Below are 24,786 nucleotides of genomic sequence, written 5' to 3' on the forward strand. Positions count from 1 at the left end.
TCGTGGCGGGTCGGCGAGGCCGATCACCCTGGAGGCCACCGACCACATCCGCGACGAAGCAGTCATCCCGTTCGCCGGCCGGCGGCGGCTCCGTGCTCTCCCGCCGCTCGGTGTTCCGTCTGGGAGGTTGTGATGGACAGTCCGGTCGCGGTGGTGGGCGGATCCGGTCGAGTCGGGCGCCTGATCGTCCAGCAGTTGCTGGGTCGTGGCGAGCGGGTGAGCGTGATCGGCCGCGCGACGCCGGACGGGTTGCCGGCCGGCGCGGTTTTCCATCAAGGGGATGTCCGGGAACCGGAGTCGCTGGCGGGGCCGCTGGCGCGGTGTTCGGCGATCGTGTTCTGCGTCGAACCGGGGACCGACGAGCGTGGGCCCGACCGACCGGAGGCGACCATGCATCTGGGCGTGTGCAACGTACTGGCTGCGGCACAGGCCGCGGGAGGGCGTCCGCACGTGGTGTTGGTCAGCCAGCATCACGTGACGCACCACGGTCATCCACTGAACGCCTACGGGCGGGTGCTGGACTGGCGGTTGGCGGGCGAGGACGCGGTTCGCTCGTCCGGCCTTCCGTACACCGTGATCCGTCCGGGCTGGCTGACGCAGGGTCCGGTGGCGGGGCGCGGCGTACGACTGGAGCAAGGAGACCGGGCCGACGGCCGGGTCTCACGCGAGGACTTGGCGCAGGCATGTGTGCAGTCCCTGTACTGCCCATCGGCCAGCGCGGTGACGTTCGAGATCTTCAACGAGAGCGGTACGGCGCCGTCGGGCTGGGAGGAGATGTTCTCCGCGCTCGAGTGGGATCCGGCCTCGGTGGGTTGAGCCCGAGACCGGTCTGGTCAGGTCCGTGTGTTGAGTCTGTGAGAGGCGGTTGTGGGTCATGTCGGGTGTGGGTGTGGGTGTGGTCTCGGAGTCTGAGGGTGCGTCGCCTTCGTCTGTCTCCTCCTCGTCGGCTGCGTCGCCGTCGGGGATGGGTGGAGCGGTGTCGATCGGGGTGCCGCAGCCGCTGGGTGCCTCGGTGGTGCGCGCGGGTGTGAACTTCTCGGTGTTCTCGCCGGGGGCGACACGGGTGGAGTTGTTGCTGTTCGAGCGCCACGACGCGCAGGAGCCCTCGCGGGTGGTGGTGCTGGACAGCGAGATGAATCGGTCGTACGACTTCTGGCACTGCCACGTGGCGGGGTTGAGCGCGGGTCAGGTCTACGGGTTCCGGATGGACGGGCCCGGCGGCACACGGGAGACGGGGTTCAGATTCGACCGGGCCAAGGTGCTGCTGGACCCCTATGCGCGGGCCAACATCAATTCGGTGTGGGACCGGGTGGGCGCCGTGGGGCCCGGGGACAACTGCGCGTCGTCGATGCGGTCGATGGTCGTTGACCTGGACGCCTACGACTGGGAGGGAGACCGGCCGCTCAGGACGCCCCTCGCGGAGTCGGTGATCTACGAGGCACACGTGCGCGGGCTCAGCGCGTCGCCGACGTCGGGGGTGGAGCACCCCGGGACCTTCGTGGGTCTGGTGCAGAAGATCCCCTACCTGAAGGAACTGGGGATCACGGCGGTCGAACTGCTGCCGGTGTTCGACTTCGACGAGACGCAGGTGCTGCGGACCGGTCCGGACGGGACGGAGCTGCGCAACTACTGGGGATACGACCCCTTCGGCTTCTTCGCCCCGCATACCGGTTACTGCGCCGACGCGCGGAACTGCCATCACATCACCGAGTTCCGGGACATGGTGAAGGCGATGCACCGCGCGGGCATCGAGGTGATCCTCGACGTGGTGTTCAACCACACGTCGGAGGGAAACGAGAACGGGCCGACGATCAGCTTCCGGGGCCAGGCCAACGAGGCGTACTACCACCTGTGGGCTCAGGACCGTAGGCACTACATGGACTTCACCGGCTGCGGGAACGCGGTGAACGCGAACCACCCGGCGGTGGCGAAGTTCATCATCGAGTGCCTCGAGTACTGGGTCACCGAGCACCATGTGGACGGGTTCCGCTTCGATTTGGCCTCGGAGCTGTCGCGCGGGCCGGGCGGCTACGAGCTGGAGGTGCCGCCGTCGCTGTGGGGGATCGAGCTGTCGGGGATCCTCTCCGAGACGAAGATCATCGCGGAGCCGTGGGACGGGTCCGGGCTGTACCAGGTGGGGCGTTTCCCCGGGAACCGGTGGTCGCAGTGGAACGGGCCGTTCCGCGACGAGGTGCGACGGTTCGTCCGCGGCGACGCCGGGCTGGTGGGGTCGATCGCGACGCGGGTGGGCGGGTCGCGGGACGTGTTCTCGCGGTCGTCGGACCTGGCGACGAACGGCATCAACTTCATCACCTGCCATGACGGGTTCACCCTGAACGACCTGGTGAGCTACGACACGAAGCACAACTGGGCCAACGGGGAGTCGAACGCCGACGGCGCGGGGGAGAACTACTCCTGGAACTGCGGCGTGGAGGGGCCCACCGACGCCGAGGACGTGGAGCGGCTGCGGGTGCGGCAGATCAAGAACCTCGCCGCGATCCTGCTGCTGAGCCGCGGGGTGCCGATGATCCTGGCCGGCGACGAGTTCCGCAACAGCCAGGGCGGCAACAACAACGCCTACTGCCAGGACAGTGCGCTGGCCTGGCTCGACTGGGACCAGGCCGACAAGGAGGTCGAGGTCCGGGGATTCTTCCAGGGCATGATCGGGCTCAGGAAGGGCGTGGCGGCTCTGCGCTCGGCACGGTTCTTCTGCGGACGCCTCAACGAGCGCGGCCTGCCCGACGTTTCCTGGCACGGGACCGCCCTGGGGGCACCGGGGTGGGATGACCCGCAGGCGCGGGTGCTGTCGTTCACCCTCGCGGGCTTCGACGGCGAGCAGGACCTGCACGTGATCTTCAACATGTTCCATCTGGGGCTGGACTTCGAGGTGCCGGCCATCGCCGGGCACCGCTGGGTCAAGACCGCGGACACCGCGGAGGGGACGGGGCGTGACGTGTTCGCGCCCGGGTCCGGTCTGCCGGTGTCCGGTTCCACCATCCATGCTCATGGGCGCAGCGTGGTCGTGCTGACCGCGCTGCCGGACGACGGAGCGATCTGATGAGCCAACCGACTGAAACCCCGCGGACGTTTTCGGATTTGGTTGCGGGGTATGTGACTGGGTTTGAGCCGACGTTGTCGCGGTTTGGGTTGCGGACGTCGGACGGGCGTGTGTTCACGGTGTATCTGGGGGATTCCCTGGTTTCGCAGGTGGTGCGGAATCTGGGGGACGAGCGGCGGGACACCTCGGCTTCGACGCGGGACATGTTGGCGGCGGGCCGGTATGTGTTCGTGTACGGGATTTTCCACCGGTGGGAGGGTGGGGAGCGGATCGAGGCGCGGGAGGTGGTGTTCCCCGAGGAGCGGCGGGGGTCGTATGTGTTCGAGCATCCGGGGTGGTGGGTGCAGCAGGCGACGGAGATCGCGGATTTCTATCTGCGGGGGCATTTCCCGGACGGGAAGTACGACTGGCGGCATTTCCGGACGCGTCTGACGTTGGGCGGCACCCATGTCCCCGACGCGGAGGGCGTGGATGTGCGCCAGGAGACCGATACGATCTCGCGGCTGGTGTACGGGCTGGCGACGGCGTATCTGCTGACCGGGCAGGAGCGGTTCCTGGAGGCGGCGGAGTCCGGGACGGAGTATCTGCGCGAGCACATGCGGGTGGTGGACGACGTGGACGCGGTGGTGTACTGGTATCACGGGATCGATATCACCTCCTCGGGGCAGCGCAAGGTGCTGGCGTCGGAGTTCGGCGACGATTTCGATGCGATTCCGATGTATGAGCAGATCTATGCGTTGGCGGGGCCGACGCAGACGTACCGGGTGACCGGGGATCCGCGGATCCTGGAGGACATCGACCGGACGGTGGCGTTGTTCCACCGGTATTTCAAGGATCCGGAGCGGGGCGGGTTCTTCTCGCATCTGGATCCGATCACGATGGATCCGCGGGCGGACTCGTTGGGGCGGAACCGGTCGCGGAAGAACTGGAACTCGGTGGGGGACCACGCGCCGGCGTATCTGATCAACGCGTATCTGGCGACCGGGCGGCCGGATTTCGCGGCGTTGCTGGAGGAGACGGCGGATGCGATCGCGACGCGGTTCCCGGACGAGCCGAATTCGCCGTTCGTGCAGGAGCGGTTCCATGAGGACTGGTCGCCGGACCGTACCTGGGGCTGGCAGCAGGACCGGGCGGTGGTGGGCCACAATTTGAAGATCGCGTGGAATCTGACCCGGATCGGGGCGTTGTTCGACAAGCCGGAGTATGCGGCGTTGGCGGAGCGGATCGCGCAGATCATGCCGGCGGTGGGTTCCGACACTCAGCGCGGTGGCTGGTACGACGTGGTGGAGCGGGTGGCGGACCCGGACAGTGGGGCGCACCGGTTGGTGTGGCATGACCGCAAGGCGTGGTGGCAGCAGGAGCAGTCGATCCTGGCGTACCTGATTCTGGCGGGGGTGACCGGGGATCCGGAGCACCGGCGGCTGGCGCGCGAGGCAGCGGCGTTCTACAACGCGTTCTTCCTGGACTACGACGACGGGGGGGTGTACTTCAACGTCCTGGCCAACGGGATCCCGTATCTGGTGGGGACCGAGCGGCTCAAGGGCTCGCATTCGATGGCGGGGTACCACGCGTTGGAGTTGTGCTACCTGGCGGCGACCTACACCGGGTTGCTGATCACTTCCTCGCCGCTGACCTTGCACTTCAAGCCGCAGCCGGGTGCGTTGCCGGGCAATGTGCTGCGGGTGGCGCCGGACCTGCTGGCGGCCGGCACGGTGCAGGTGGCGCGGGTGTGGGTGGACGACGAGCCGTACCGGGACTTCGACGCGGCCGCGTTGACGGTCAAGCTGCCGGTGTCCTCGAAGGCGTTGCGGGTGCGAGTGGAGGTGGAGCCGGTGCAGATGCGGTTGCGGATCTCCAGCGACTTCGACGGCCGCACCGCGCACATCCATCTGCAGGGCGTGGTGGACCGCGCGGAGTTGGACAAGTTCCGGCGCGGGCTCTCCGAGGCGTTGTCGGCGGGTCCGCGCCGGGTGGAGTTCCACCTGGGGCAGGTCACCGAGATGAGCCGACCGGCGATCAACGAGTTGCTGTTCCAGCGCACGAAGATCGGCCTGGACGTGGACTTCGTGATCGTGGGCTGCGTCCTGCCGGACGTGATCGCCGCACTGGTGGCCACCGACGCCTTCCTGGTCGACCCCACCCCCACCACCCCCCAACCCTGACCCCAGGCCCGGCGCCCACCCCGGCGCGCGCACCGTCCCTGAGCCCGCCGACCCCCCCGGGGGCCGACGGGCTCAGGCACACCACGACCTGCCCGTACACGAGCCACACCCAAGCCCCGGCAACGCCCCCGCCCGGACCGGGGCGAGGCGTCACCCGGGAGTGATCGAGGTGCCGCCCCATTCCTCCGGGGCGACATCCGCCAGCGTCTCCGAGAACGTCCACTGGTGGCCCGCGAGGTCCTCGGCGGCATATTGCCGCTCGCCGAACTCGAAGTCGGTCGGCTCCATGACGATGCGCGCTCCGTGCGCGCGTGCCCGCTCGCAGTGGGCACGCACGTTCTCCACGCGCACCATCACCGAGTGGGTGACTTCGCCGGGGCGCGGCGGTCGGCGATCATGTCGTACATCGCCGACGATCACGGCACCATCGCCGATGCTGAGCTGAGCGCGATGATCCTCACCAATGCGCACCCGCTCGACAAACCCGAACGCTGCACCAAGCCAAGCGACCGCCTGCCGGACATCGGGATAGATCAGGACGGGGATCACCGTCGACGCCGGGACGGAGCGATTCGGCTTCACCAGTGACTCCCGATGCTAGGACCACGCAGCGGCTCGTCGTATCCCACGCAGGGGCATGTCGCGGCGAGCAGCAACGCTACCCCGGTAGAGCGCGAACCGGCGGTCTGACGTTCGGATTGAAGTGTCCATGCTTGTCGCTGCCGGCAGGCACCCTGTGGTGCGCTCACCCGGCGTCGTCCAGGAGGCGCAGGCCACTGACAGCCTGGTGCATGTCGCGGAAGAGTGCCGTCCAGTCCAGCCCGAGGGCCTGCAGTATTCGCCGGTGCAGCAGTGAGGGGGCAGCCACGCGCACCGGCACTCCAGCTTGCTGGCCTCGACGCCAGGTATCGATGATGAGCGCGCCGCCCTCGGATCCCATGAAGGAGACGTGGGTGAGGTCGAAGACGACATCACTCAGTTCGGGCAGGTGGTCCCAGAGCTGGTTGCGCGCGCAGAATCTGAGGTGATCGATGTTGGCCAGGTCCACCTCGGCCGGCAGCGTGACAATGGCGCAGCCCTTCAGGGTGCGAACGCGCAGCGGCATGGCCCTCGCCTCCCGTGGCAGTGTGAACCAGGGTCCGGCGGCAGTTCCGGTGCATCCCAGTGTGGCCCAACCGCCCCGGCTGCACCATAGTCCTGTTTTCCATGCCGTGACGCGTGGAGGTATGGGTCATTTCCCAGGGGTGAGGACGGCGACGCTTCGGCTGAACGCGGAGCTGTCGATCTGATTGAGCATGAAATCGGCGACGTCGGCACGACTGATCCGCGGCATGCCCGTCAGCTTCACGGACACATCCGACCTGTAGGCACCTGTGTGCGGGCCGTTGGTGAGCAGGACGGGGTAGACCAGCGTCCAGTTCAGGGTGCTGTCGCGCAGCAGCTTTTCGGCTGCGGCCTTGTCGGCGTAGACCGGCCCCAGGAAGTACCTGAACATCACCTTCAGCAGCGGCGGAGCTGCGGCGTAGGAGTCGCCGACGCCAAAAGAGGAGAGAAACACCAGCCGGTCTACTCCGCCGTCCGTCATCGCTTGGATGATGACGGGCATGGCCTGGGACATGATCGTCGGTGAGCGCATGCCGTGGAGCGTCCGAGCAGTGCCCAGAGCACTGATGACGGCGTCGTGTCCCTCGACGGCGGCGGTGACGGCCGCCTGGTCGGTCGTCACCTGTCCGACGGAGACATGCAGCTGGGGGTGGTGCACGTCGAGCCGAGCGGGATCACGCACGAAGGCAGTGACCTCGTGGCCGGCGTCCAGTGCTCGTTGCACGACCTGCCGGCCGGTCTTGCCTGTTGCTCCGAAAACGATGATCTTCATGACGTGCACCTTTGTGTGGGTGTAGGTGTGCGAGGCCGCAGGTCCGGCAGCGTGCGCGCTGTTCAGCTGCCGCCCGGTCGCACGAGGTCGGCCCGTCTGCGCTTGAACAAGGAGACCTCCATCGCCGGACCCTCCAGAGCGCTGGTCGGGCGGGCGGACCCGAAGGCCCGCAGCCCGTCGAAGTAGATGTCCAGGTGCCGGTGGGCCAGAGGCCGGTCCTCCGGATACGGGCCGCCAGGGAAGGCGCGTGACAGACGGACGGTCATCATGACGATGTCGCCGAATGCCGCGTCGGGGCGGATGAGGCCCTGCGCGCGGGCCCGCTCCAGCAGCGCCTGGACGAGGTCTGCGTTGTCCGCCTGGAGCTCCTCCACCACCGCGTCGAAGTCGAACCGCGATACCAGGGCCGGCAGTACCGACCCCACGTTGAGATCGAGGGAGACGTGCATGAGGCGGCGTAGCGCTTCGAACGGATCGTTGTTCGCCGCCACGGCTTCCCGTCCGGATTCGGTCAGCTTGCCCAGGACGTCGGCGGCGACGCCTTGGTAGAGCGCCTCTCTGGTCGGAAAGCGCCGGTAGAGAGTGCCGACCCCCACCCCGGCTCGGGAGGCGATCTCCTCCATGGCCACGTCCGGACCCGCCTCCACGAATACCTTGCTTGCCGCGCGCAGGATCAGTTCGCGGTTGCGCCGGGCGTCTGCCCGCTCCCCGCGCACCCGAGGTATGCCCTGCTCTTTCGGCTTCATCTCTGCGCTTCCGTGCTGACCCAATCTTAGCTGGACGAAAATCGTCCGGATAGAGGCAAGAGTAGTCCGTCAGGAACTCTCCGCCCGCCCCGCCGAGGACGCATTGCCGTGCGACGAGGAAGGTCGCACGGGCGAGCGACACCGTGGGCCGGGCGGAGACGCGGCGGCGCTACTTGGCGATCAGCAGCAGCACGGCCCGGGCGTGCAGCACGTAGGTTGTTCCGGCGCCGCCGATGAGGGCCTCGCTACCGGGCAGGGCCACCTGGCTGGGACCTTCGGCCCAGGTGGAGGTGTCGGTGACGCGGTACCAGTTCTTCCCGGTTCCCGGCGAGGGCAGAGTGAAGGTCACGTCGCCCGACCAGCCGTTGTAGCCGACGTAGAGGGCGCTGCTGGGATCGCCCAGCTCGGTGCCGTCGATGCGCCAGCCGAGGGCGTGGTTGTTCGGGTCGTTCCAGTAGGTGGAGTCGGGCGTGCCGCCGGTGGGGGTGAACCAGTCGAGCTGGTTCATGCCGTTGCCGTTGTTGTCCGAGGAACTGTAGAAGCCGAGTGGGCGCAGCGCGGGGTGGGCCTTGCGGAAAGCGATCATCCGCTGTGCGTAGGTGTCGAACGTGGACTGGTCGCTGCTCCAGGTGGTGGTAAGCCAGTTCGCCGATGAGTCGAGGTTGTAGGGGTTGTTGTTGCATTGCAGGGAGCGGAGGTATTCGTCGCCACCGGTCATCATCGGCGTCCCGGCGGACAGCATCAGGAAGGCGAAGCCGTTGCGCGCGGCCTTGCGCTGGTCGGCCGCGATCCCGCCCTGGTCCCAGGAGATGTTGTTGTCCGAGCCGCCGTCGGACGGGCCGTACGGCCATGCCTGGGTGTTGTTCTTGGCGTTGCACTGGTAGAGGTCGGCGAGGGTGAACCCGTCGTGAGCGACCATGAAGTTGATGGAGTTGTACGGCGCCCGGCCGTTGGGCTGGTAGAGGTCCGAGGAGCCGGCGAAGCGGGTGGCCAGCTGTCCGGGGGTGGTGCTGATCGTGCCCAACGCGTTCTGGCTGCCGCGTAGGGTGTCTCGGAAGACTCCGTTCCACTCGGACCAGCCGGTCGGGAAGTTGCCGACCTGGTAGGTGCCGTTGCCGATCGCCCAGGGTTCGGCGATCCAGTCGGTGCCGGTTCCGCCGGTGGCGGGGCGGGGCGGCATCATGGCGGTGATCCGGTTGAGGGCGGTGTTCGGGTCGGTGCGGCTGTACTGGAAGCAGCCGCTCTGACAGGTGTTGCCGAGGACCGGGGCCAGGTCGAAGCGGAAGCCGTCGACGCCCAGGCTGTCCTTCCAGTACGCGAGGGAGTCGGTGATGAGGTTCTGGGTGACCGGGTTGTACGTGTTGACGTTCCCGCCGACGCCGGTGTTGTCGACGGGGCTTTGCATGTCACTGGTCAGCTCGTAGTACGTGGGGTTGTCCAGGCCGCGCAGCGACAGCAGGCTGTAGGTGTTCTTGTCGTTGGCGTTCCAGGGGCCGCCCTCCGCGGTGTGGTTGTAGACCACGTCCGTGAAGACCTTGATTCCGGCGTCGTGGAAGGCCTTGACCATGGTCTTGAACCCGCGGGTGGGACCACCGGCGCTCTTGTCGGCGGAGTACCGGCGGTCCGGTGCGAAGTAGTTCAGCGTCGAGTAGCCCCAGTAGTTGTCGCCGGTCGTGCTGGTCGGGTTCACGTCGTTGGCGTCGTTCTGGGTCTCCTGGACGGGCAGGAACTCCACCGCGGTGACGCCGAGTGCCGCCAGCGCGGACGCCTTGAGCGCGGCGCCCTGGTAGGTGCCCTGATCGGCGGCCGGCACGGACGGGTCGTTCTTGGTGAGGCCGCGCACATTGACCTCGTAGATGATGTCGTCCTTCAACGCGCGGGTCGGCTTGGTGCCGGTGCTGGTGGTGTCGTCGGCCAGGGCGATTCCCTTGGGCGCGAGTGTCCCGTCGTCCGTGGCCCGGTAGAGCGGGCCGGTGCCGTAGACGGTGCCGTCGGCGGCGGCACTCGGCCCGATCGGGTCCTGGCTCAACTCCCGTGCGTACGGATCTGTCAGCAGCTTGTTGGGGTCGAATCGGTTCCCGGCGGCGTCTACGTCGGAGAGGAAGCCGGCCGACGAGCCCTTGGTCCAGGTGGAGGCGTAGGGCCAGTTGGGGCCCCAAGCCCGGTAGCCGTAGTACACCGGCCCGGTGATTCCGTACTGGCTCCGCAAGGTCGCCACCGGCAAGGTGACTGACCAGATGCTGGTGGCGGGATCCTTCGCCAGCTGGTAGCTCACCGCCTCCTGACTTCCCGTCGGCGCGGTGTAGAGGTACAGGTCGATGCGCGTGGCGCGGGACGAGTAGACCGCGAAGCTGATGTTGGCACCCGTGCTGTCGTAGTGCGCGCCCAGAGCCGGCGTGGCGGCGGCGTAGGCCGGTGCGGCGGGCCCGGTAGGGCCGGTCAGTGCCAAGGAGAGGGCGGTGGCGACGGCGAGTACGCCGAAGCGCGTGCGGTTCCGGCGCGGGGGGACGGACTGTGGGGGCAAGGCAGTCAAAGGTCGTTCCTTGATGTCGGTGGTGGGGGGCGGCCCTGGTGTGCCGCACCGACGGCGACTGCAAGGGCTTGCAGCTGCTGCCGCAAGTTAGTCGGAGTGGTGGCCTCCGTAAAGACCTTGCGCAGCTTCGGTTTCCAGCATCGGTTGCCTTCACCTGCTCGCTGGTCTGCGGGTGAAGTTCGTCGAGGCCCTTCAGTTCTGCAAAAATTTGCTGAAACGCTCAGCTGTCTCCGCTTTGGTCGGGAACCTGTACGCTGCACCCTCCCCGCGACTCACCTACGCTCGAGCGATGCCGTGGCGCAGGGCGTAGATGACGGCCTGGGTCCGGTCGGCCACGCCGAGATTGGCGAGGATGCTCGACACGTGCGACTTCACCGTGCCGGCGGGCGACCGGGTCGGTCTTCAACGTCGTTGCCAGTCCGTGAAACACGCCGTCCACACCCGGATCCCGGGGTGTGCTGTGCTCGCGGAGCAGCCGGCGACCAGCGCGAGCGAGGCCGCCGCCAGGGCGAGGGGGAAACGGTGAAATCGGTGACTCATGGCAACTCCCCGGACCTTTACGGGGCGTGCCCCCAGCCTGTCCCAGCCGCCTGCGCGACGCCTCACCACGCAGCGGGAACCCGGTCTCCCTCATTTCGGGGAGACCGGGAGAGACCAGGCACCACCGGCCGCTCGCAGGAGGCATCGCGTGCCCTGGCAGTGGCCCCGCAGCGGCGCGATCAGGACAGCGAGCGGCAGCAGGGCTTGCGGCCACGCGCAAGGAGGCCCGGGCCCCGGTCAGGCCCGCACAGCGCACGAACCTGGCCTTACCACGGTGCGCCGGACGCTGGCAGGCAATTGGGGCCCGCGTCCGGCGCACCGAATCGTGTGGAGTGTGATCAGAAGGCGACGATGCCCTCGCCGCCGACAGCGCCGGGGACCGTCTCGGAGCCCAGCGAGGTCAGCGAGCCGTCGCGGTTGACCGCGAATTCGTCGAGAATGCCGTTGGCCCCGGTCTGGACATAGAGGAAGCGACCGCCCGAGGCCGAGGCGGCGTCGACGGTGCCAGGGTCCGTCGTCGTCGTGCCCAGGTGGGTCAGGTTACCTTGGCGGTCGACCCGGTAGCCGCTGAGGCTCGAACTGCCCGCGTTCGAGGTGTAGAGCAGCTCCTTGCCGGCGAAGGTCACCCAGCAGGTGGCCTGCTGTCCAGTGAGTGCGGAGGCCGTCTTGGTCGCTGTGCCGTCACGGTGGACTGTGAATGTCGACAGGGCGTTGGGTCCGGCTTCGGTCATGAACAGCCGCCGCTGACTCGAGACGAAGCCGAAGGGAACCGCGTCGGGGTCGGCTGTGACCTCGGGAGACTTCGAGGGCGCTCCGGAATGATTGAGGTTGAACACGTCGATGTTGTTGCCGTTCGCCTTGGTCGTCACCACGAGCTGCGAACCGTCGGCGACGAAGCCGACCTGTCCGGGTGTGTGAGTGAACACGGGTGTGGCGTTCGGGTCCAGGCCAAGTGAGCGGTGCCAGTCCTTCTTGAGGTGCAGTCGCTGGTCGTCGACGGTGTAGCCCTGGATCGAGCCGCCGTCCAGCGCGTTGAGGACGTAGACGAGGTCGTCGTGCACCGCGACGCTCACCGGGAACGTGCCTCCGGACCCGATGACCTGTCGCAGCTTGAGCTTCTCGCCGTCGACGGAGAAGACGGAGACAGTGTCGCTGCCGGCGTTGACTGCGTAGAGCAGGGCGTGCCGCGGATCGTAGGTGAGGGATCCTTGGGAGGCGAGGTGGTCGACGACCGACCCGTCCAGCGCGCCGCCCAGGCCCGAGGTGTCGTAGCTGGCGGCCTTGGTCAGGTGTCCGTCGCCGTGGCGGTGGTAGGCGATGATCTGGTTGCCTGCGAGGTTGTCGGTCTGGACGAATACGGCGTGGTCGCCGCCGTTGCCGTACCAGTCGTCGTGGCCGCCGGCGGTGGCGAACGGGGCGGACACGGCCAGTACGGCCGTGGTCGCAAGCGCGGTCGCGGCGGCGATGCCGAGACGAAGGGAAGCGTGCACGCTGAGGTCTCTCCTTGCGAAGGGGAATCGGGTTCGACAGCCCAGCCGAGGTGAGCCGCGCGACGCGAGCGAAGGCCTCGGTGCCGGATCACGCTTCCCGGGCCATCGGATGCCCTCATTTGTGACGTTATATGGCGATACGTCAGAAGGAGTGGAGGCGCTGCGGGAGGGCCGAACCGGCGACCCGAACGGCAGAGCCCCGCTACCGGTGGATCCGCGTGAGTGGCCGTGACCACGACGCTCCAGCCCAGCTGAGTGTCCGGGTCGATCCCGTCGCCCTCGTGGGCGACCGCTACCCCGGCGCCTCCCGGGCGCTCGGTGGCGGCGGTAGGGGCCGCGCCTTGATGGGTAGCGGTGTCACACACATGACCTTCGCGAAACCCTGGCGCGCGGCGATGGAGTTCCCGAGCTCGGCCCACCGTCCGAAACCCGCCCGCCCGTCACGCCGCACCCGCGCGACGGCGCTGCCGCTGGGCTAACGTCGGCTATGACCCGAGCGCAGCGCACAGAAGGAGACCTCCCGTGGGATCCACGCCGAACCCGGCACCGTCCAGCGACCAACCGTCAGGTCAGGGCGCTGACAGCGGTACCGCGGCCGCGCCGGCGTACCGCCTGGCGTCAGTGGTGTTGAACGTGTTCGAGCTCGAGCAGCCGGTGGGCTTCTACTGCGACCTCCTGGGGTTGGCGGTGTCCCACCGGACCGCCACTGCCGCGTTGCTGGTCAGCCGCGAGGGCTCCCAGCTGTATCTGCGCTCATTGAGCCCACACGCAGAGCACGTGATCGGCGGCATCGGAGTGCACAGCGTGATCTGGACGGCTCCCAGCGCTGTGGAACTGCGTCGCTGCGAGCAGCTGCTCAAGGATCGACACCTCCACACCACAACCCAGGCGGCTGAGGGCTTCGTCTGGGTCGAGGGCCGCGATCCGAGCGGCAACACCGTGGTGGTGACCCACCCGGGGCCCGAGGAGGCGGTGCGCCGCCGGATCATCTCCCGGGTGTACGCCTGGTAACTGCCGCTGGGGCGACCTCACTCCACTGGGTCAGCCGTTCGGTGTGTTCCCGTGAGGCGGTCAGCCGAGCCAGCGGCCGTCGCGCATGAGGTCCCGTCCCCGCAACTCGTTCGCCTCCCGCCAGGTCTGGATGCGCCGTGGCCGGACCCGGAGGTACCGGTAGGGCTCGTCGAGCTCACGCGGGTCGAAGTCCGAGGTCCGACCGCCGGCGGGCGCGGCCGCCGTCTCGTGATCTGCGGCCAGGTCGGGCAGGCAGCAGTGGCAGGTCAGGGCGTGGGTGTCGGCGATGCGGACTCCCAGGCGAACCCGTCCGGGTCGGTGAAGGACCCGGTATCGCTGCCCATCACGAGCCGGTGCGATCCGGTGCCGTCGATCGGGACGCCGACGTCCTTGGCCAGGGCACGGCGCCCGTAGAGCGCCAGCTTGACGGGACTCGACCCAGTGGCGAACTCGACGTACTTGCGGCCGAAGCTCTTCGCCACGGTGAGGCCGCGGTCAACGTAGAAGCGCTTGCTCGCGGCGACGTCCGAGGCTCCCAGCAGGAGCACGATCTCGTCGATCTGCAGGGTGGCCGGGCCGGTGTCCTTCTTCGCCGACGTCGCGACCTTCCAGATCGTCCCGTCCGGGGCCCGGACGACGCCGCCGTAGCCCCAGAACGACTTCGCGGCGGGCTTCAGCGGCGTGGCACCGGCGTCGAGGGCGGCGCCGATGAGGCTGTTGACGGTGGCCGGCTGGGACGCAGTGAGCGACAGCGCGAACCCGCGGAAGCCGGTCGTTGCTGTCTCCGAGGCCCGCAGGCGTACCTGCGAGCCCAGACCGAAGGCGGTGTAGAAGCGGGTGGCGGCCGTCGGGTCGGCCACCTCAAGGGTGAGGGATTCGATGGAAGTCATAGCCGTCACGCTAGTTGCAGGTCGGCGGCCGGTGCTTCTCGATTCCTGATCGGTCTGGTGACCTGTTTCGCGACGCATGACGGTATTCCTGCCGTCGTGTCTGCCGCGCGGTGTTGGTAGGTGCTGGGCGGCATGCCGACCAGTTCGGTGAAGCGGGTGCTGAAGGTGCCCAGTGAGGAGCAGCCGACGGCGAAGCAGACGTCGGTGACGCTGAGGTCGCCGCGGCGGAGCAGCGCCATTGCGCGTTCGATGCGACGGGTCATCAGGTAGGCGTACGGCGACTCGCCGTAGGCGAGCCGGAACTGGCGGCTGAGGTGCCCGGCCGACATGTTCACGCCGCGGGCCAGCGCCTCGACGTTCAGCGGCTGCGCGTACTCCCGGTCGATCCGGTCGCGGACCCGGCGCAGCCGCGCGAGGTCCTTCAGGCGCTGCGCTGCGGTGAGTGCGCGCCCCCATGCGGGATGGCACATGAGAGAACTCCTTTCATCGATGTCCGCGAGCACCTGGGCTCGATGGCGCGGTAGGCGGCGAGATGCTCGCGGGTGAAACATCGGATACTGAACGGCTCAGCGAAGCTCTTGGATGCGCACCAGGTTGCCCGCGGGATCACGGAAGGCGCAGTCGCGGATGCCGTACGGCTGCTCGGTCGGCTCCTGGACGACCTCGGCGTCGCCGGCCTGCAGCTTCTCGAAGGTGCCGTCGAGGTCCCGGGTGGCCAGCAGGATCCAGCCGTAGGTGCCCTTGGCCATCATCTCGAGGATGGTGCGGCGCTCGTCCTCGGTGACTCCGGGGTCGGCGGCCGGCGGAGCCAGGAGGATGGACGTGCCGGGCTGGTCGACAGGGCCGACCGTGATCCAGCGCATCTTGCCGTGTCCGACGTCGGTGCGGACCTCGAAGCCGAGGGTGTCGCGGTAGAAGGCCAGGGCGGCGTCCGGGTCGTCATGCGGGAGGAAGCTCGTGTGAATGGTGATGTCCATGGCCATCACGTTAGCTGCGGCTCGGTGGCCGGCGCTTCTCGAATCCTGATCGGTCCGGCCACCTGTTTGCGCCACGCGCGACGGCGCTCTGGCCGCGGCGGACGGTGCGTCCGACGCGGCCATCGCCCGGCCGTTGGGCCGGGCAACCGGACACGGTCCGGGCGTGGCGCAAACGTTTCACCGCTGTGAGGACGGCGGCGCCGGCCGAGCGACCTCGCTCGCTCGGGCGGCCCCGGTTCACCCGCTCGCCGTGCCGCTCGAACCGCCAGGCGGGCAGAGCCCTGCCGCCGACGCCCAGCGCCTCCTGCCGTGATCCGTTCGGGCCGGTGACGAACCGTCGAGCGAGTGCGACGTGCTCGAGATGACCGGTCCCATGCTCGTTGCGGGTCCTCAGCTCATTCGTTCCTGGCGGTCTCGGGCCCGGTGATCCGCTTGAGCAGCGGGAGAGTTGAGGCGATGATCCCGAGCGAGACGGCGAGCCCCAGGGCGACGATGACGTAGTACTCGGTTCCTGGCGCTCGAAGCGAGTAGTTCTCCTGCGATCGGAGGAACAGCCCGGCGGCCAGGAATCCTGACCCGCTCGCCACGACGGCGACGAGCAGGAGCGGGACCGCGCTCTCCATGGCGACCATGCGGCGCAGCATGCCGAGCGGAACACCGGTCAGCCGCAGCAGGCTGAAGGGGCGTTTGCGTTCGCTCACGCCGCCGGCGACGCTCACCGCCAGGCTGCAGCCGGCAACAGCGAGGCTGACCAGGATCACCACGTTGGCCAGTTGCTGGTATCCGGTGAGGACCTTCGAGGTGGAGGAGAAGAACTCGGCCATGGTGCTGATGGGATACCGCTGGTAGGGGTAGGCGACCTCGAGGACAGTCTTGGCCTGCTCGATCGCCGATGTCGACCCGTTGGTGGCCACGACGATCGACAGCAACGGGAGGCTCTGCAGCTGTTCGCCGGAGACGGACGCCGCGGGCCAGACCGGCGAGCCGTGGGGCTTGCCGCCCCCGCCGAAGTATACGAATCCCGGGTCGACCGATGCCACCTGCACGCCGGCTTCGCAGCGACCGAGAGACGGAGCGCGGGAGAGCTCGGCGCAGGAGACCAGGCCGGGGCTGACGGTGTCGTTCCTTTGGGAGTTCCCGAACGCGCTGGGGTTGGCGTGGGTCACCAGCACCGCTTGGACGCCCTGGATCGAGGCCAGCTTGGACGTCACGGTTGCCGGGGCCGACGTCGCGACGCTCGCCCGCGGACCTGAACCGGTCTGAACCGGCCAGAACTCGTCGGCCACGGTGCTCTCGGCCGCCGCGCTGTGTGAAATGCCGCTGGGGATGCCTTGGTTGTCGACCAGCGTGGTGATCACCCCGACGGCCGTGCTGGTGACGAAGAGCGCGAGGACGAGCCCGCTGACGGCGCGGAAGCCGGCCTTCGGGTCGTCCGAGAGCCGTCGCGCGGCGATGAGCGTCGCCGGCCGGTTGGTCCGCCGGGCCATGATCCGGGCCCCGACCATGGTCAGCCACGGTCCGGCGATGACCAGGCCACCCATCATCAGGAAGATCCCCGGGAGATACGCCAGTACCTGGCCGTTGGTGGTGGGTGGGCGTCTGCCGACGAAATAGGCGAGTTCGCCGATGCCGACGGCGAGCGGGACCACCCGGTAGGCCCGTGGCGGTCGCGGGGTGACGCGCCGGCTCACCCCCAACGGGGAGATCCGCACGCGCCGCAGCGCAAGTCGGGCCGCGCCCGCCGCCGCCACCGGGACACCGACCGCGACGAGCAGGATGTCGAGCAGCCCGAGCGTGAGATCGCTGGGGTAGAAGGGCTCGCGGGTGAAGGGCACACCCGCCAGCGGCACCCGTAGCAGGAAGAACAGTCCGAAGCCGGCGGCTGTGCCCACGACAGCCGCGACGCTGGACTCCACGGCCGAGATCACCGAGACCTGTCGAGGCGTCGCACCGACCAGGCGCATCGCCGCGAAGCGTTGTTCGCGGCGTGCCGCGGCGAGCCGGGTCGCGGTGCCGATGAAGATGAGCACGGGGAACAGCAGTGCCGCCGAGGTGACGGACAGGATCAGATCCATGCCCGCGGCGTTGGTGCCGTGCTGACAGCCGCTGCAGCTGCTGGGCGTTTTGTTGGCGATGCTGGTCACCTGCGCGGCGCCGGGCACGTGCGACAGCTGGTCGGCGGTGTGGCCGACGATGATGATCAGTGAGTCGGGGGAGGGGAGCGCTGCCTGGCCGATCGTGCCGATCTGGCTTCCGGGGTAGCGGTCCCCGAGTTCAGTGGCCGGAGCGGAGCGGAGCAGCGTGCTGAGGGCCGGTGAGGCGTAGTACTGGCCGGGGCCTGGCAGGTGCGCGATGCCCGGCGGGACCGGCGACTGGGGCCCGGTGGCGGCGACGTCGACGCGGGTGATCTCCTTGCCCTGATAGAGATCGATGCCGAGTGCCCCCCACAGCGGATCGGGCGACGGCTTGACGCCGGCCGACGTGGCAGTGGGATTCCCCGAGTTGAGCCATGCGTAACGGGCGTTCTGGGCATTGACCGCATTGATGCCCGCCAGGGTGACCAGCAGCAGGCCCACTCCCAGCGCCACGGCGGCCGCGATCACCATCAGGCGGGCCACTGCTTCCCTGCCGCCGCTCAGGGTGAGCCGAAGACCGAAACGGATCATGAGGCGAGCCGGTCGGCCGAGAGCGAGTTCACTTTTCCGTCACGCACGATCACTTCGCGGTCCGCGTAGGCGGCCACCCTGGGCTCGTGGGTGACCAGGATGACCGTGGTGCCCTGCTCGCGGGCGGCGTCAACCAACAAGTCCATCACCTGCTCACCGGTGAGCGAGTCGAGCGACCCGGTCGGCTCGTCCGCGAACAGGATCTCCGGCCGGGTGACCAGGCCGCGGGCGAGCGCGACACGCTGTGCCTGCCCCCCGGACAGTTCGCCGGAGCGGCGCTTCTCCAGCCCGCCCAGGCCGAGCCGCTCGAACCACGTGCCGGCTTCCTTGAGCGCCGCCGCCCGGCGGGTCCCGCCGAGCAGCAGCGGCAGCGCGATGTTCTCCTCGGCGGTCAGCTCGGGGACCAGCTGGCCGAACTGGAAGACGAACCCGAACCGGTCCCGGCGCAGGGTGCTGCGTTCGGTCTCACCCATGGTGTCGACCCGGCGTCCGGCGAAGTGGATCTCCCCGGCCGCCGGGGTCAGGATCCCGGCCAGGCAGTGCAGCAGCGTCGTCTTACCCGAGCCGCTCGGGCCCATGACGGCCAGGATCTCTCCGGGGCCCACCGACACGCTTGCGCCCTGCAGCGCCGGTGTCCGCCCGAACGACAGGACCACGTCACGGGCCTCGATGATGCAGCCGGCGGCCGTGGATTGCTCGGGATCGTTGGTGGCATTCATGACCGCACCGCCTCCGAAAGCGCGTCGAGGCGGGCAGCGGTGAGGTCGATCCACCGCAGATCGGATTCCAGGTGGAACAGGCCGTGATCGGCGAGCAGTGCGTCGACCAGACCGCTGCTCCGCTTGATCTCCGTCAGCTCGCGCATCCGCTGCAGATGCGCGGCGCGCTGGGCGTCGAGGTAGCGCTCGGCGTCGCGCCCCAGCATCAGCGCGAGCACGACCTTGCTGAACAGCACCGTCTGCAGGTGCGGCTCGGCTGCGACCGGCTCGGCCAGCCAGGCCTCGAATTCGGTCGCCCCGGCGTCGGTGATGACGTAGCGCTTGCGGTCGGGCCCAGCGCCTGGCTCGGTCTCTCCGACCACCACTTTGCCGTCGCGTGCCAGCCGACTGAGGGTTGCGTAGACCTGGCCGAACGGTAGCGGTTTGCCGCGACCGAAAAAGGCGTCGTAGTCACGTTTGAGGTCGTAGCCATGGCTGGGCTCCCGTTCGAGCAAGCCAAGCAGCATAAGAGGAACACTCATGAAGGGGAATGTACGCTCAGAGTATACTCTCCGTCTATACATGCGGTGACATGGGCGCTTGCGGGGGCATGGTGCAGGTCGGCGGAGCCGAGGTCGTACCCACCCGCGCGGTCGGACAACCGAGGCACGCAGCACTGTCACTTGATGAGCCGGCCCGGGGCCAAGCGGGTGATTGTGCCCCAGCGCTATGCGCAGCGTGCCGGGCGCCGTGAGGGGCAGCGATTACACAGAGAGCGGTCTGCGTAATTTCGAACGAGAGGTGGACGCCATGGGACATGGTGGGAACGTCATCGCGGAACTGACCGCCGACCACCGTGAGGTGGAGGAACTCTTCGAGCAGATCCAGGCCCTGGCCGCGGGTGACCCGCGGCGCGGGGAGATCGCGGACCGCTTCACCACCTCGCTGGTGCGGCACTCGGTGGCGGAGGAGAGGTACCTGTATCCGGCGGTGCGCGAGCATGTGCCGGGCGGCCACGCGCTTGCCGACAAGCAGATCGCCGACCATGCCACCATCGAGAAGCTCCTGAAGGAACTGGAGCACAGCCACGCGAACCAGGCCGCGTTCAACGCCCTGCTGTCCAAGGTGGTCACCGAGGTCAAGGCGCACGTCGCCGACGAGGAGGAGCGCCTGCTCCCGGCCCTGGCCAAGGTGTGCTCTCCGCAGCAGTTGGACGAACTGGGCGAGCGGATCCGTGAGGCCAAGGAGAAGGCGCCCACCCACCCGCACCCCTCGGTTCCGCCCGAGAGCAAGCTTCTGGCTCCCGGCGTCAGCCTGGTCGACCGGGTCCGCGACTTCATGGCCGGCCGGGGTAAGGCATGAGCAATTTCCCGGAACACCTCCCCGAGCCCGGAACCGAAGACTGCGACCTGAAGGCACCCGGGGCCCAGTGCGTCCGAGTCGGCGTCCGGGGTCCGGACGTTGGCCAGGGCGCCCACCAGGGCCCATCATGGCGCTCGTTCGCGATCCCAGCGCGGACGAGGTAGCGCGAGGACGACATCCAGGCCGCCCCAGCCGCCGGCCGTAAAGTACAGACGAGTGCTGCCGCCCACGAGGGAGATGATCATGGAATACCTGGTCACGATGACCACCCACGTCCCGGACGGGACCTCGGAGCAAGCCGTCGAGGACATCCGCGCCCGCGAGGCCGCACGGTCGCGTGAGCTCGTGGCTCAGGGACACCTGCTCCGCCTGTGGCGCCCTCCGCTGCAACCGGGCGAGTGGCGCACACTCGGGCTCTTCGCTGCCGATGACAGTGGCCAGCTCGAGGAGGTCCTGGCCTCGATGCCGCTGCGCGTATGGCGCACCGATGAGATCACTCCGCTATCGCCTCACCCCAATGACCCCAACGCTGCCCGCAGCTGACCGACGCCCACGCACCTGCACATGTCGCGATGACCGTTCTCGCGGGAGGGCGCACCGGCCCGACTGGGCTTACCTTCCCGAACCAGAAGGTCGACCTCGCCGTGCCGAAGGGCACGCCCGCGCACGCGGTTCTGACCGCCGTCGGCGGCCGACTGCGAGCGCCGGTGCCCATCACACACAGGGAAGAAGTCCGATGAACAGCACAGCAGACAACGAGACGATCCTTCGTGGCGTCCTCGACGAGTGGAAGGCAACCGTCGACGCACACGAACCCGAGCGGGTCGCCTCCCACTTCAGCGAGGACGCGATCTTCCAGGGCCTCCATCCGTACAGCGTCGGCCGGCAGAGCATCGCCGACTACTACGACTCCCAGCCGCTCGGAATGACTGCCGACTACCGGATCCTCGAAACCAGGCAGTTGGCCGAAGACCTCGTGCTCGGCTACATGAGCGTCGACTTCACTTTCACCGACCGGCCCACGCTCACGGTGTACCTGAGCCTGGTGGTCAAGCAGACGGCAGACAACTGGTACATCAGCCACTACCAGGTATCAAGCCTCGGTTGAAGAGCCAGTCAGATGACCACGTACATGGGCCGTCACTGGAAGCATGTGTACCGATCGCGGGCCGCCAACCCGGGCCATTCGCCCGTGGTTCCGACGTGAGTCCTCTCGAGGGGCATCTGCCCTGGGCACAGCCGAAGGGGCGAGTGCGTCAGCGGGTGGTGAGCACCATCCGGAGGCGGGCGGCGCCGGCACGTCTGATTCGGGACGGATCACCGCCGCGACCTGCATCTGGGCGGGTGGCTACTCGGGGAGCGTGCGGTCGTTGACGACATGCTTCATGACGATGGTGGAGTTCAGCCGTTGGACGCCCGGCAGGGTGGCCAGCTGCTGGTCGTAGAGCTGCTGAAAGGCCGCCAGGTCAGCGGCCACTACGCGCAACAGGTAGTCGGGCTCACCGAACAGACGCTGTGCCTGCACCACGTGCGGGACCGCTGCCACGGCCTGCTCGAAGGCGGCGACGGTGTCGCGGTCCTCCCAGCGCAGGGTGGCGAACACCAGGGCCTCGAAGTCCAGGCCGACGGCGGCTGGGTCCACGACCGCGCGGTAGCCGCGGATCGCACCTGTGCGTTCGAGGTCTCGCAGACGGCGGTGGCACGGTGAGACGCTCAGCTTCACTCGGGCGGCCAGCTCGGTGATCGTCAGACGGCCGTCGAGCTGAAGCTCGGCAAGAATCTTCCGATCCAGGTCATCCATGAAGAAGATTCTCCCCCATAAGGCGGGAATGTGGAGAAGACATAGAAACACCTTCGCCCCAATGTCACCTAAACTTGCCTCTCGTAAAGATGAACCGGAGAGGGAAGAACCGCCGATGGGGCACGACGTTCCTCCTGATCGTCCTTCCGTCCGCTCCCGGCCTCACGCAACACCCCAACGCCCCGGCGACCAGGAAGACAACATGAACCCACTCGCCAGTGAGCGACCCGTCGCGGTCATCGGTGCGGGCGCGATCGGCCTCGCACTGGCCTCCGCGCTGGCCCGAGCGGGCCGGTCGATCACCGTCTGCGGCGGGCGCGAGCCCGTCGACCACATCGAGATCACCGAGGACGGCATACCGGAAACCTGGCCCGTCCGTCACGTGGCCGACCCGGTTGACATCGCGGGGCACACCACCGCGATCGTCGCCGTGAAGGCGCACCACACGGCAGCTGTCGCGGACTGGCTGCGCGCCCTCGCGCACCCCGACGCGACGGTGCTCGTCGCGCAGAACGGCGTCGAGCAACGCGAACGCGTCGTTCCCTACGTCGGACCGGCCCACATCGTGCCGAGCATCGTCTACCTCAACGTCGAGCGCACCGCACCCGGACACGCAATCCTCCGGCGGGTCGGCGGACTCGACGTCGCCCTGCCCGATGACGCGGCCAGCGCCGCCGTCGCCGCCGAACTGAACGCCGGCAAAGTGCGCACCTCCACCAAAGCCGACCTGAAGACCGTCGCCTGGGCGAAGCTGCTCAGCAACATCACCGCGAACCCTTTGACCGCCCTGACCGGTCGACGTGTGGAGGTCATGCGCGATCCCGGCATCGAGCGCATCGCCCGGCGCATCATGACCGAGGCTGTCGACGTCGGCCGGGCCGACGGCGCAGCGCTGACCGAGGAGCACGTCGATCGCGCCATGCACTGGCTCCAACACGTACCCGAGGGCAGCACCACCTCGATGCGGGAAGACCGCCTCGCCGGCCGTCCCCTCGAATACGACGCCCTCACGGGTGCCGTGGTGCGAGCCGCCGAACGCCATGGCGTCGAAGTTCCGGCCAACCGGTTCGTCCTCGCGCTCCTGACCGCGATCGAGCCGGAGGTCGCGGCATGAGGATCTCCCAACGTGCCCAGGCCGTCGCCCCGTTCTATGCCATGGAGTTCGGCAAACAGGCCGCGACGCTGGAAGCCCAGGGGCATCACGTCGTCAAACTCAGCATCGGCGAACCGGACTTCGGCGCGCCCCCGGCCGTCCTGAACGCAATGCGCGAGGTCATGGACGGTCGGCCGATGACCTACACCGCGGCCCTCGGACTGCCCGCGCTGAGGCAGGCGATCGCGCAGTTCTACCGGGACTGCCACGGCGTCGAAGTGGACCCCTCCCGGGTCGTTGTGACCGCGGGAGCCTCCGCCGCCCTGGTACTGGCCGCCGCCGCCCTCGTCGACCCCGGTGACGAGGTGATCATCGGAGATCCGTCGTATCCCTGCAACCGGCAGATCGTCGAGAGCTTCGGTGCCCGCGTCACCCTCGTGCCCACCACCGCCGAGACGCGCTTTCAGCTGGACGCCGCATCGGTGCGGTCGCGGTGGACGGACAGCACGCGCGGGATCATGATCGCCACCCCGTCGAACCCGACGGGCACCTCGGTTCCGACCGACGAGCTGGCCGCGATCTGCCACCTTGCTCGCGAGCGCGACGCGTGGTGCATCGTCGACGAGATCTACCTCGACCTGAGCGACCACGACGACCGGGGTCGGCCACCGCAGAGTGCGCTGTCACTCGACCCCGACGCCATCGTCATCAACAGCTTCTCGAAGTACTTCGGCATGACCGGCTGGAGGCTGGGCTGGTGCGTCGTCCCCGAGACCCTTGTGCCGGCGATGGAGCGCCTGGCCCAGAACTACTTCCTCTGCGCCTCGGCTCCCGCGCAGCATGCCGCTCTGGCCTGCTTCACCCCCGAGTCCCTCGCGGTCTGCGAGGCACGCCGCCTCGAGTTCGCCCAGCGGCGCGCGCTCGTCCTTGAGGGGCTGGCGCGGATCGGACTGCCGGTCCCGGTCCCGCCCGACGGCGCGTTCTACGTCTACTTCGATGTCAGCCGGACGGGACTCACCTCCTGGCAGTTCTGCGAGCGCGCGCTGCAGGAAGCGCACGTCGCCCTCACCCCGGGCAGGGACTTCGGCGTGCGCACGGCGGAGACGCACGTCCGCCTCTCGTACGCGGCGTCAACGGATGACCTTCGCGAAGGGATCACCCGGCTCGGGAAGTTCGTGGCCGGTCTTCAATGAACTGAGCGACGGGTGGCGGTCGGTCGGCCACTACCGCCGCGCGGGAATGCCAGATCCCACGACTGCGGAGTGACCTGCCACGACCGAGAGGCATCGCCGTGTCGAGATCGACGAACCCCCGGCGCAGCGCAGTAGTCCATCCCGGGGCATGGAATCTCAGGGTGAGTGTCGATACGGCCCGCTGCCATTCGTAGTGGTTGCATCAGGCTGGCAGGATGCCGGTCGCACACGACGAGGAGAAGATCATGAAGCAGTACCTGCTGGCGGTGCACATGGTTGAGGGCCAGGAGCCGCCTGCTCCCGAGGCGATGCAGAAGATCTACGCCGACGTCGAGGTCTTCAACAAGCGGCTGCAGGCTGAGGGGGCTTGGGTGTTCGCCGGTGGGCTGTATCCCGCCGACTCCGCCACTGTGGTCAGCGTCCAGGCGGACGGGAAGGTGGTCACCACCGACGGGCCCTTCGCGGAGACCAAGGAGCACCTGGGCGGCTTCTGGGTCGTCAAGGCCGCCGACCTGGACGCCGCGCTGGCGCTGGCGGCCGACGGCAGCCGGGCCTGCCAGGGCCCTGTTGAGGTCCGTCCCTTCCAGGAGGACCCGGCGGAGCAGTAGTAGGCCGGTGCCCTCACCCGATCAGCGCGACGCCCGCGAGGAGACCGAGCAGGTCTTGGGCAGCGAGCACGGCCGCTGCGTG

23 protein-coding genes are annotated in these 24,786 nt (G+C 68.5%); 10 read left to right on the forward strand and 13 right to left on the reverse strand.

From position 1 onward, the window contains the following. Window positions 1-132: 132 nt before the first annotated feature. The 3 genes from ABIA33_RS24760 (at window position 133) to ABIA33_RS24770 (ending at window position 5,220) form a co-directional block, all read left to right on the forward strand. Window positions 133-816, forward strand: a complete 684-nt coding sequence (locus tag ABIA33_RS24760) for an SDR family oxidoreductase (protein ID WP_370084625.1) — start codon at window positions 133-135, stop codon at window positions 814-816. 160 nt (window positions 817-976) lie between these two features. Beyond that, entirely contained in the window at window positions 977-3,058 is a 2,082-nt protein-coding gene (gene glgX / locus ABIA33_RS24765) for a glycogen debranching protein GlgX (RefSeq protein ID WP_370084626.1), read from the forward strand. Beyond that, window positions 3,058-5,220, forward strand: a complete 2,163-nt coding sequence (locus ABIA33_RS24770; RefSeq protein WP_370084627.1) for an AGE family epimerase/isomerase — start codon at window positions 3,058-3,060, stop codon at window positions 5,218-5,220. The genes glgX and ABIA33_RS24770 overlap by 1 nt, the downstream gene beginning before the upstream one ends. A gap of 150 nt (window positions 5,221-5,370) precedes the next feature. Here the strand turns inward: ABIA33_RS24770 and ABIA33_RS24775 are convergent, their stop codons facing one another. The 6 genes from ABIA33_RS24775 to ABIA33_RS24800 form a co-directional block, all read right to left on the reverse strand. Continuing rightward, entirely contained in the window at window positions 5,371-5,802 is a 432-nt protein-coding gene (locus ABIA33_RS24775; RefSeq protein WP_370084628.1) for a VOC family protein, read from the reverse strand. Between the two features lie 163 nt (window positions 5,803-5,965). Further along, window positions 5,966-6,325 carry an STAS domain-containing protein gene (locus ABIA33_RS24780; RefSeq protein WP_370084629.1) on the reverse strand — a complete coding sequence of 120 codons (360 nt, stop codon included), beginning with the start codon at window positions 6,323-6,325 and terminating at the stop codon, window positions 5,966-5,968. A 126-nt stretch (window positions 6,326-6,451) separates the two neighbouring features. Beyond that, window positions 6,452-7,096, reverse strand: a complete 645-nt coding sequence (locus ABIA33_RS24785; protein ID WP_370084630.1) for an NAD(P)-dependent oxidoreductase — start codon at window positions 7,094-7,096, stop codon at window positions 6,452-6,454. A 62-nt stretch (window positions 7,097-7,158) separates the two neighbouring features. Next, window positions 7,159-7,842 carry a TetR/AcrR family transcriptional regulator gene (locus tag ABIA33_RS24790; protein WP_370084631.1) on the reverse strand — a complete coding sequence of 228 codons (684 nt, stop codon included), beginning with the start codon at window positions 7,840-7,842 and terminating at the stop codon, window positions 7,159-7,161. A gap of 169 nt (window positions 7,843-8,011) precedes the next feature. Then, window positions 8,012-10,375 carry an alpha-amylase family glycosyl hydrolase gene (locus ABIA33_RS24795; protein ID WP_370084632.1) on the reverse strand — a complete coding sequence of 788 codons (2,364 nt, stop codon included), beginning with the start codon at window positions 10,373-10,375 and terminating at the stop codon, window positions 8,012-8,014. A gap of 878 nt (window positions 10,376-11,253) precedes the next feature. Continuing rightward, on the reverse strand, window positions 11,254-12,405 hold the full coding sequence (locus ABIA33_RS24800; RefSeq protein ID WP_370084633.1) for a lactonase family protein: 1,152 nt from the start codon (window positions 12,403-12,405) through the stop codon (window positions 11,254-11,256). A 522-nt stretch (window positions 12,406-12,927) separates the two neighbouring features. Between ABIA33_RS24800 and ABIA33_RS24805 the strand changes: the two genes are divergently transcribed. Continuing rightward, the gene (locus tag ABIA33_RS24805) at window positions 12,928-13,416 is read left to right on the forward strand and encodes a VOC family protein (RefSeq protein ID WP_370084634.1); all 489 of its coding nucleotides are present in this window, start codon (window positions 12,928-12,930) and stop codon (window positions 13,414-13,416) included. Between the two features lie 266 nt (window positions 13,417-13,682). Here the strand turns inward: ABIA33_RS24805 and ABIA33_RS24810 are convergent, their stop codons facing one another. The 6 genes from ABIA33_RS24810 to ABIA33_RS24835 all read right to left on the reverse strand — a co-directional run bounded on the left by ABIA33_RS24810 (window position 13,683) and on the right by ABIA33_RS24835 (window position 19,189). Further along, complete coding sequence (locus tag ABIA33_RS24810) at window positions 13,683-14,306, reverse strand: glyoxalase (protein WP_370084635.1); 624 nt, start codon at window positions 14,304-14,306, stop codon at window positions 13,683-13,685. A gap of 5 nt (window positions 14,307-14,311) precedes the next feature. Beyond that, entirely contained in the window at window positions 14,312-14,776 is a 465-nt protein-coding gene (locus ABIA33_RS24815) for a helix-turn-helix transcriptional regulator (RefSeq protein WP_370084636.1), read from the reverse strand. A gap of 96 nt (window positions 14,777-14,872) precedes the next feature. Then, window positions 14,873-15,283 (reverse strand): VOC family protein, encoded by a 411-nt coding sequence (locus ABIA33_RS24820; protein WP_370084637.1) that lies wholly within the window; start codon window positions 15,281-15,283, stop codon window positions 14,873-14,875. A 395-nt stretch (window positions 15,284-15,678) separates the two neighbouring features. Further along, window positions 15,679-17,949 carry an FtsX-like permease family protein gene (locus tag ABIA33_RS24825; protein ID WP_370084638.1) on the reverse strand — a complete coding sequence of 757 codons (2,271 nt, stop codon included), beginning with the start codon at window positions 17,947-17,949 and terminating at the stop codon, window positions 15,679-15,681. Continuing rightward, on the reverse strand, window positions 17,946-18,668 hold the full coding sequence (locus ABIA33_RS24830; protein ID WP_370084639.1) for an ABC transporter ATP-binding protein: 723 nt from the start codon (window positions 18,666-18,668) through the stop codon (window positions 17,946-17,948). The genes ABIA33_RS24825 and ABIA33_RS24830 overlap by 4 nt, the downstream gene beginning before the upstream one ends. Next, the gene (locus ABIA33_RS24835) at window positions 18,665-19,189 is read right to left on the reverse strand and encodes a helix-turn-helix transcriptional regulator (RefSeq protein WP_370084640.1); all 525 of its coding nucleotides are present in this window, start codon (window positions 19,187-19,189) and stop codon (window positions 18,665-18,667) included. Before ABIA33_RS24835 ends, ABIA33_RS24830 begins: the two co-directional genes overlap by 4 nt. A gap of 268 nt (window positions 19,190-19,457) precedes the next feature. On the opposite strand from ABIA33_RS24835, the gene ABIA33_RS24840 reads away from it, so the two are divergent. From ABIA33_RS24840 to ABIA33_RS24850, 3 genes are all read left to right on the forward strand, one after another. Next, a complete protein-coding gene (locus tag ABIA33_RS24840; protein ID WP_370084641.1) occupies window positions 19,458-20,009 on the forward strand; it encodes a hemerythrin domain-containing protein in 552 nt (183 codons plus the stop codon). Between the two features lie 243 nt (window positions 20,010-20,252). Further along, window positions 20,253-20,552 (forward strand): muconolactone Delta-isomerase family protein, encoded by a 300-nt coding sequence (locus ABIA33_RS24845; RefSeq protein ID WP_370084642.1) that lies wholly within the window; start codon window positions 20,253-20,255, stop codon window positions 20,550-20,552. A 193-nt stretch (window positions 20,553-20,745) separates the two neighbouring features. Next, window positions 20,746-21,117, forward strand: coding sequence for a nuclear transport factor 2 family protein (locus ABIA33_RS24850; RefSeq protein WP_370084643.1), 372 nt, complete (start codon window positions 20,746-20,748; stop codon window positions 21,115-21,117). A gap of 240 nt (window positions 21,118-21,357) precedes the next feature. Here the strand turns inward: ABIA33_RS24850 and ABIA33_RS24855 are convergent, their stop codons facing one another. After that, a complete protein-coding gene (locus ABIA33_RS24855; RefSeq protein WP_370084644.1) occupies window positions 21,358-21,810 on the reverse strand; it encodes an Lrp/AsnC family transcriptional regulator in 453 nt (150 codons plus the stop codon). 202 nt (window positions 21,811-22,012) lie between these two features. Here ABIA33_RS24855 and ABIA33_RS24860 point away from each other — a divergent pair, with 202 nt between their 5' ends. The 3 genes from ABIA33_RS24860 (at window position 22,013) to ABIA33_RS24870 (ending at window position 24,704) form a co-directional block, all read left to right on the forward strand. Then, complete coding sequence (locus ABIA33_RS24860; RefSeq protein WP_370084645.1) at window positions 22,013-22,924, forward strand: 2-dehydropantoate 2-reductase; 912 nt, start codon at window positions 22,013-22,015, stop codon at window positions 22,922-22,924. Beyond that, a complete protein-coding gene (locus ABIA33_RS24865) occupies window positions 22,921-24,096 on the forward strand; it encodes a pyridoxal phosphate-dependent aminotransferase (RefSeq protein WP_370084646.1) in 1,176 nt (391 codons plus the stop codon). The genes ABIA33_RS24860 and ABIA33_RS24865 overlap by 4 nt, the downstream gene beginning before the upstream one ends. A 215-nt stretch (window positions 24,097-24,311) precedes the next feature. Beyond that, the gene (locus tag ABIA33_RS24870; protein WP_370084647.1) at window positions 24,312-24,704 is read left to right on the forward strand and encodes a YciI family protein; all 393 of its coding nucleotides are present in this window, start codon (window positions 24,312-24,314) and stop codon (window positions 24,702-24,704) included. The last annotated feature ends 82 nt before the right edge of the window (window positions 24,705-24,786 follow it).

The organism is Streptacidiphilus sp. MAP12-16 (genome assembly GCF_041262165.1).
Lineage (GTDB): Bacteria > Actinomycetota > Actinomycetes > Streptomycetales > Streptomycetaceae > Streptacidiphilus.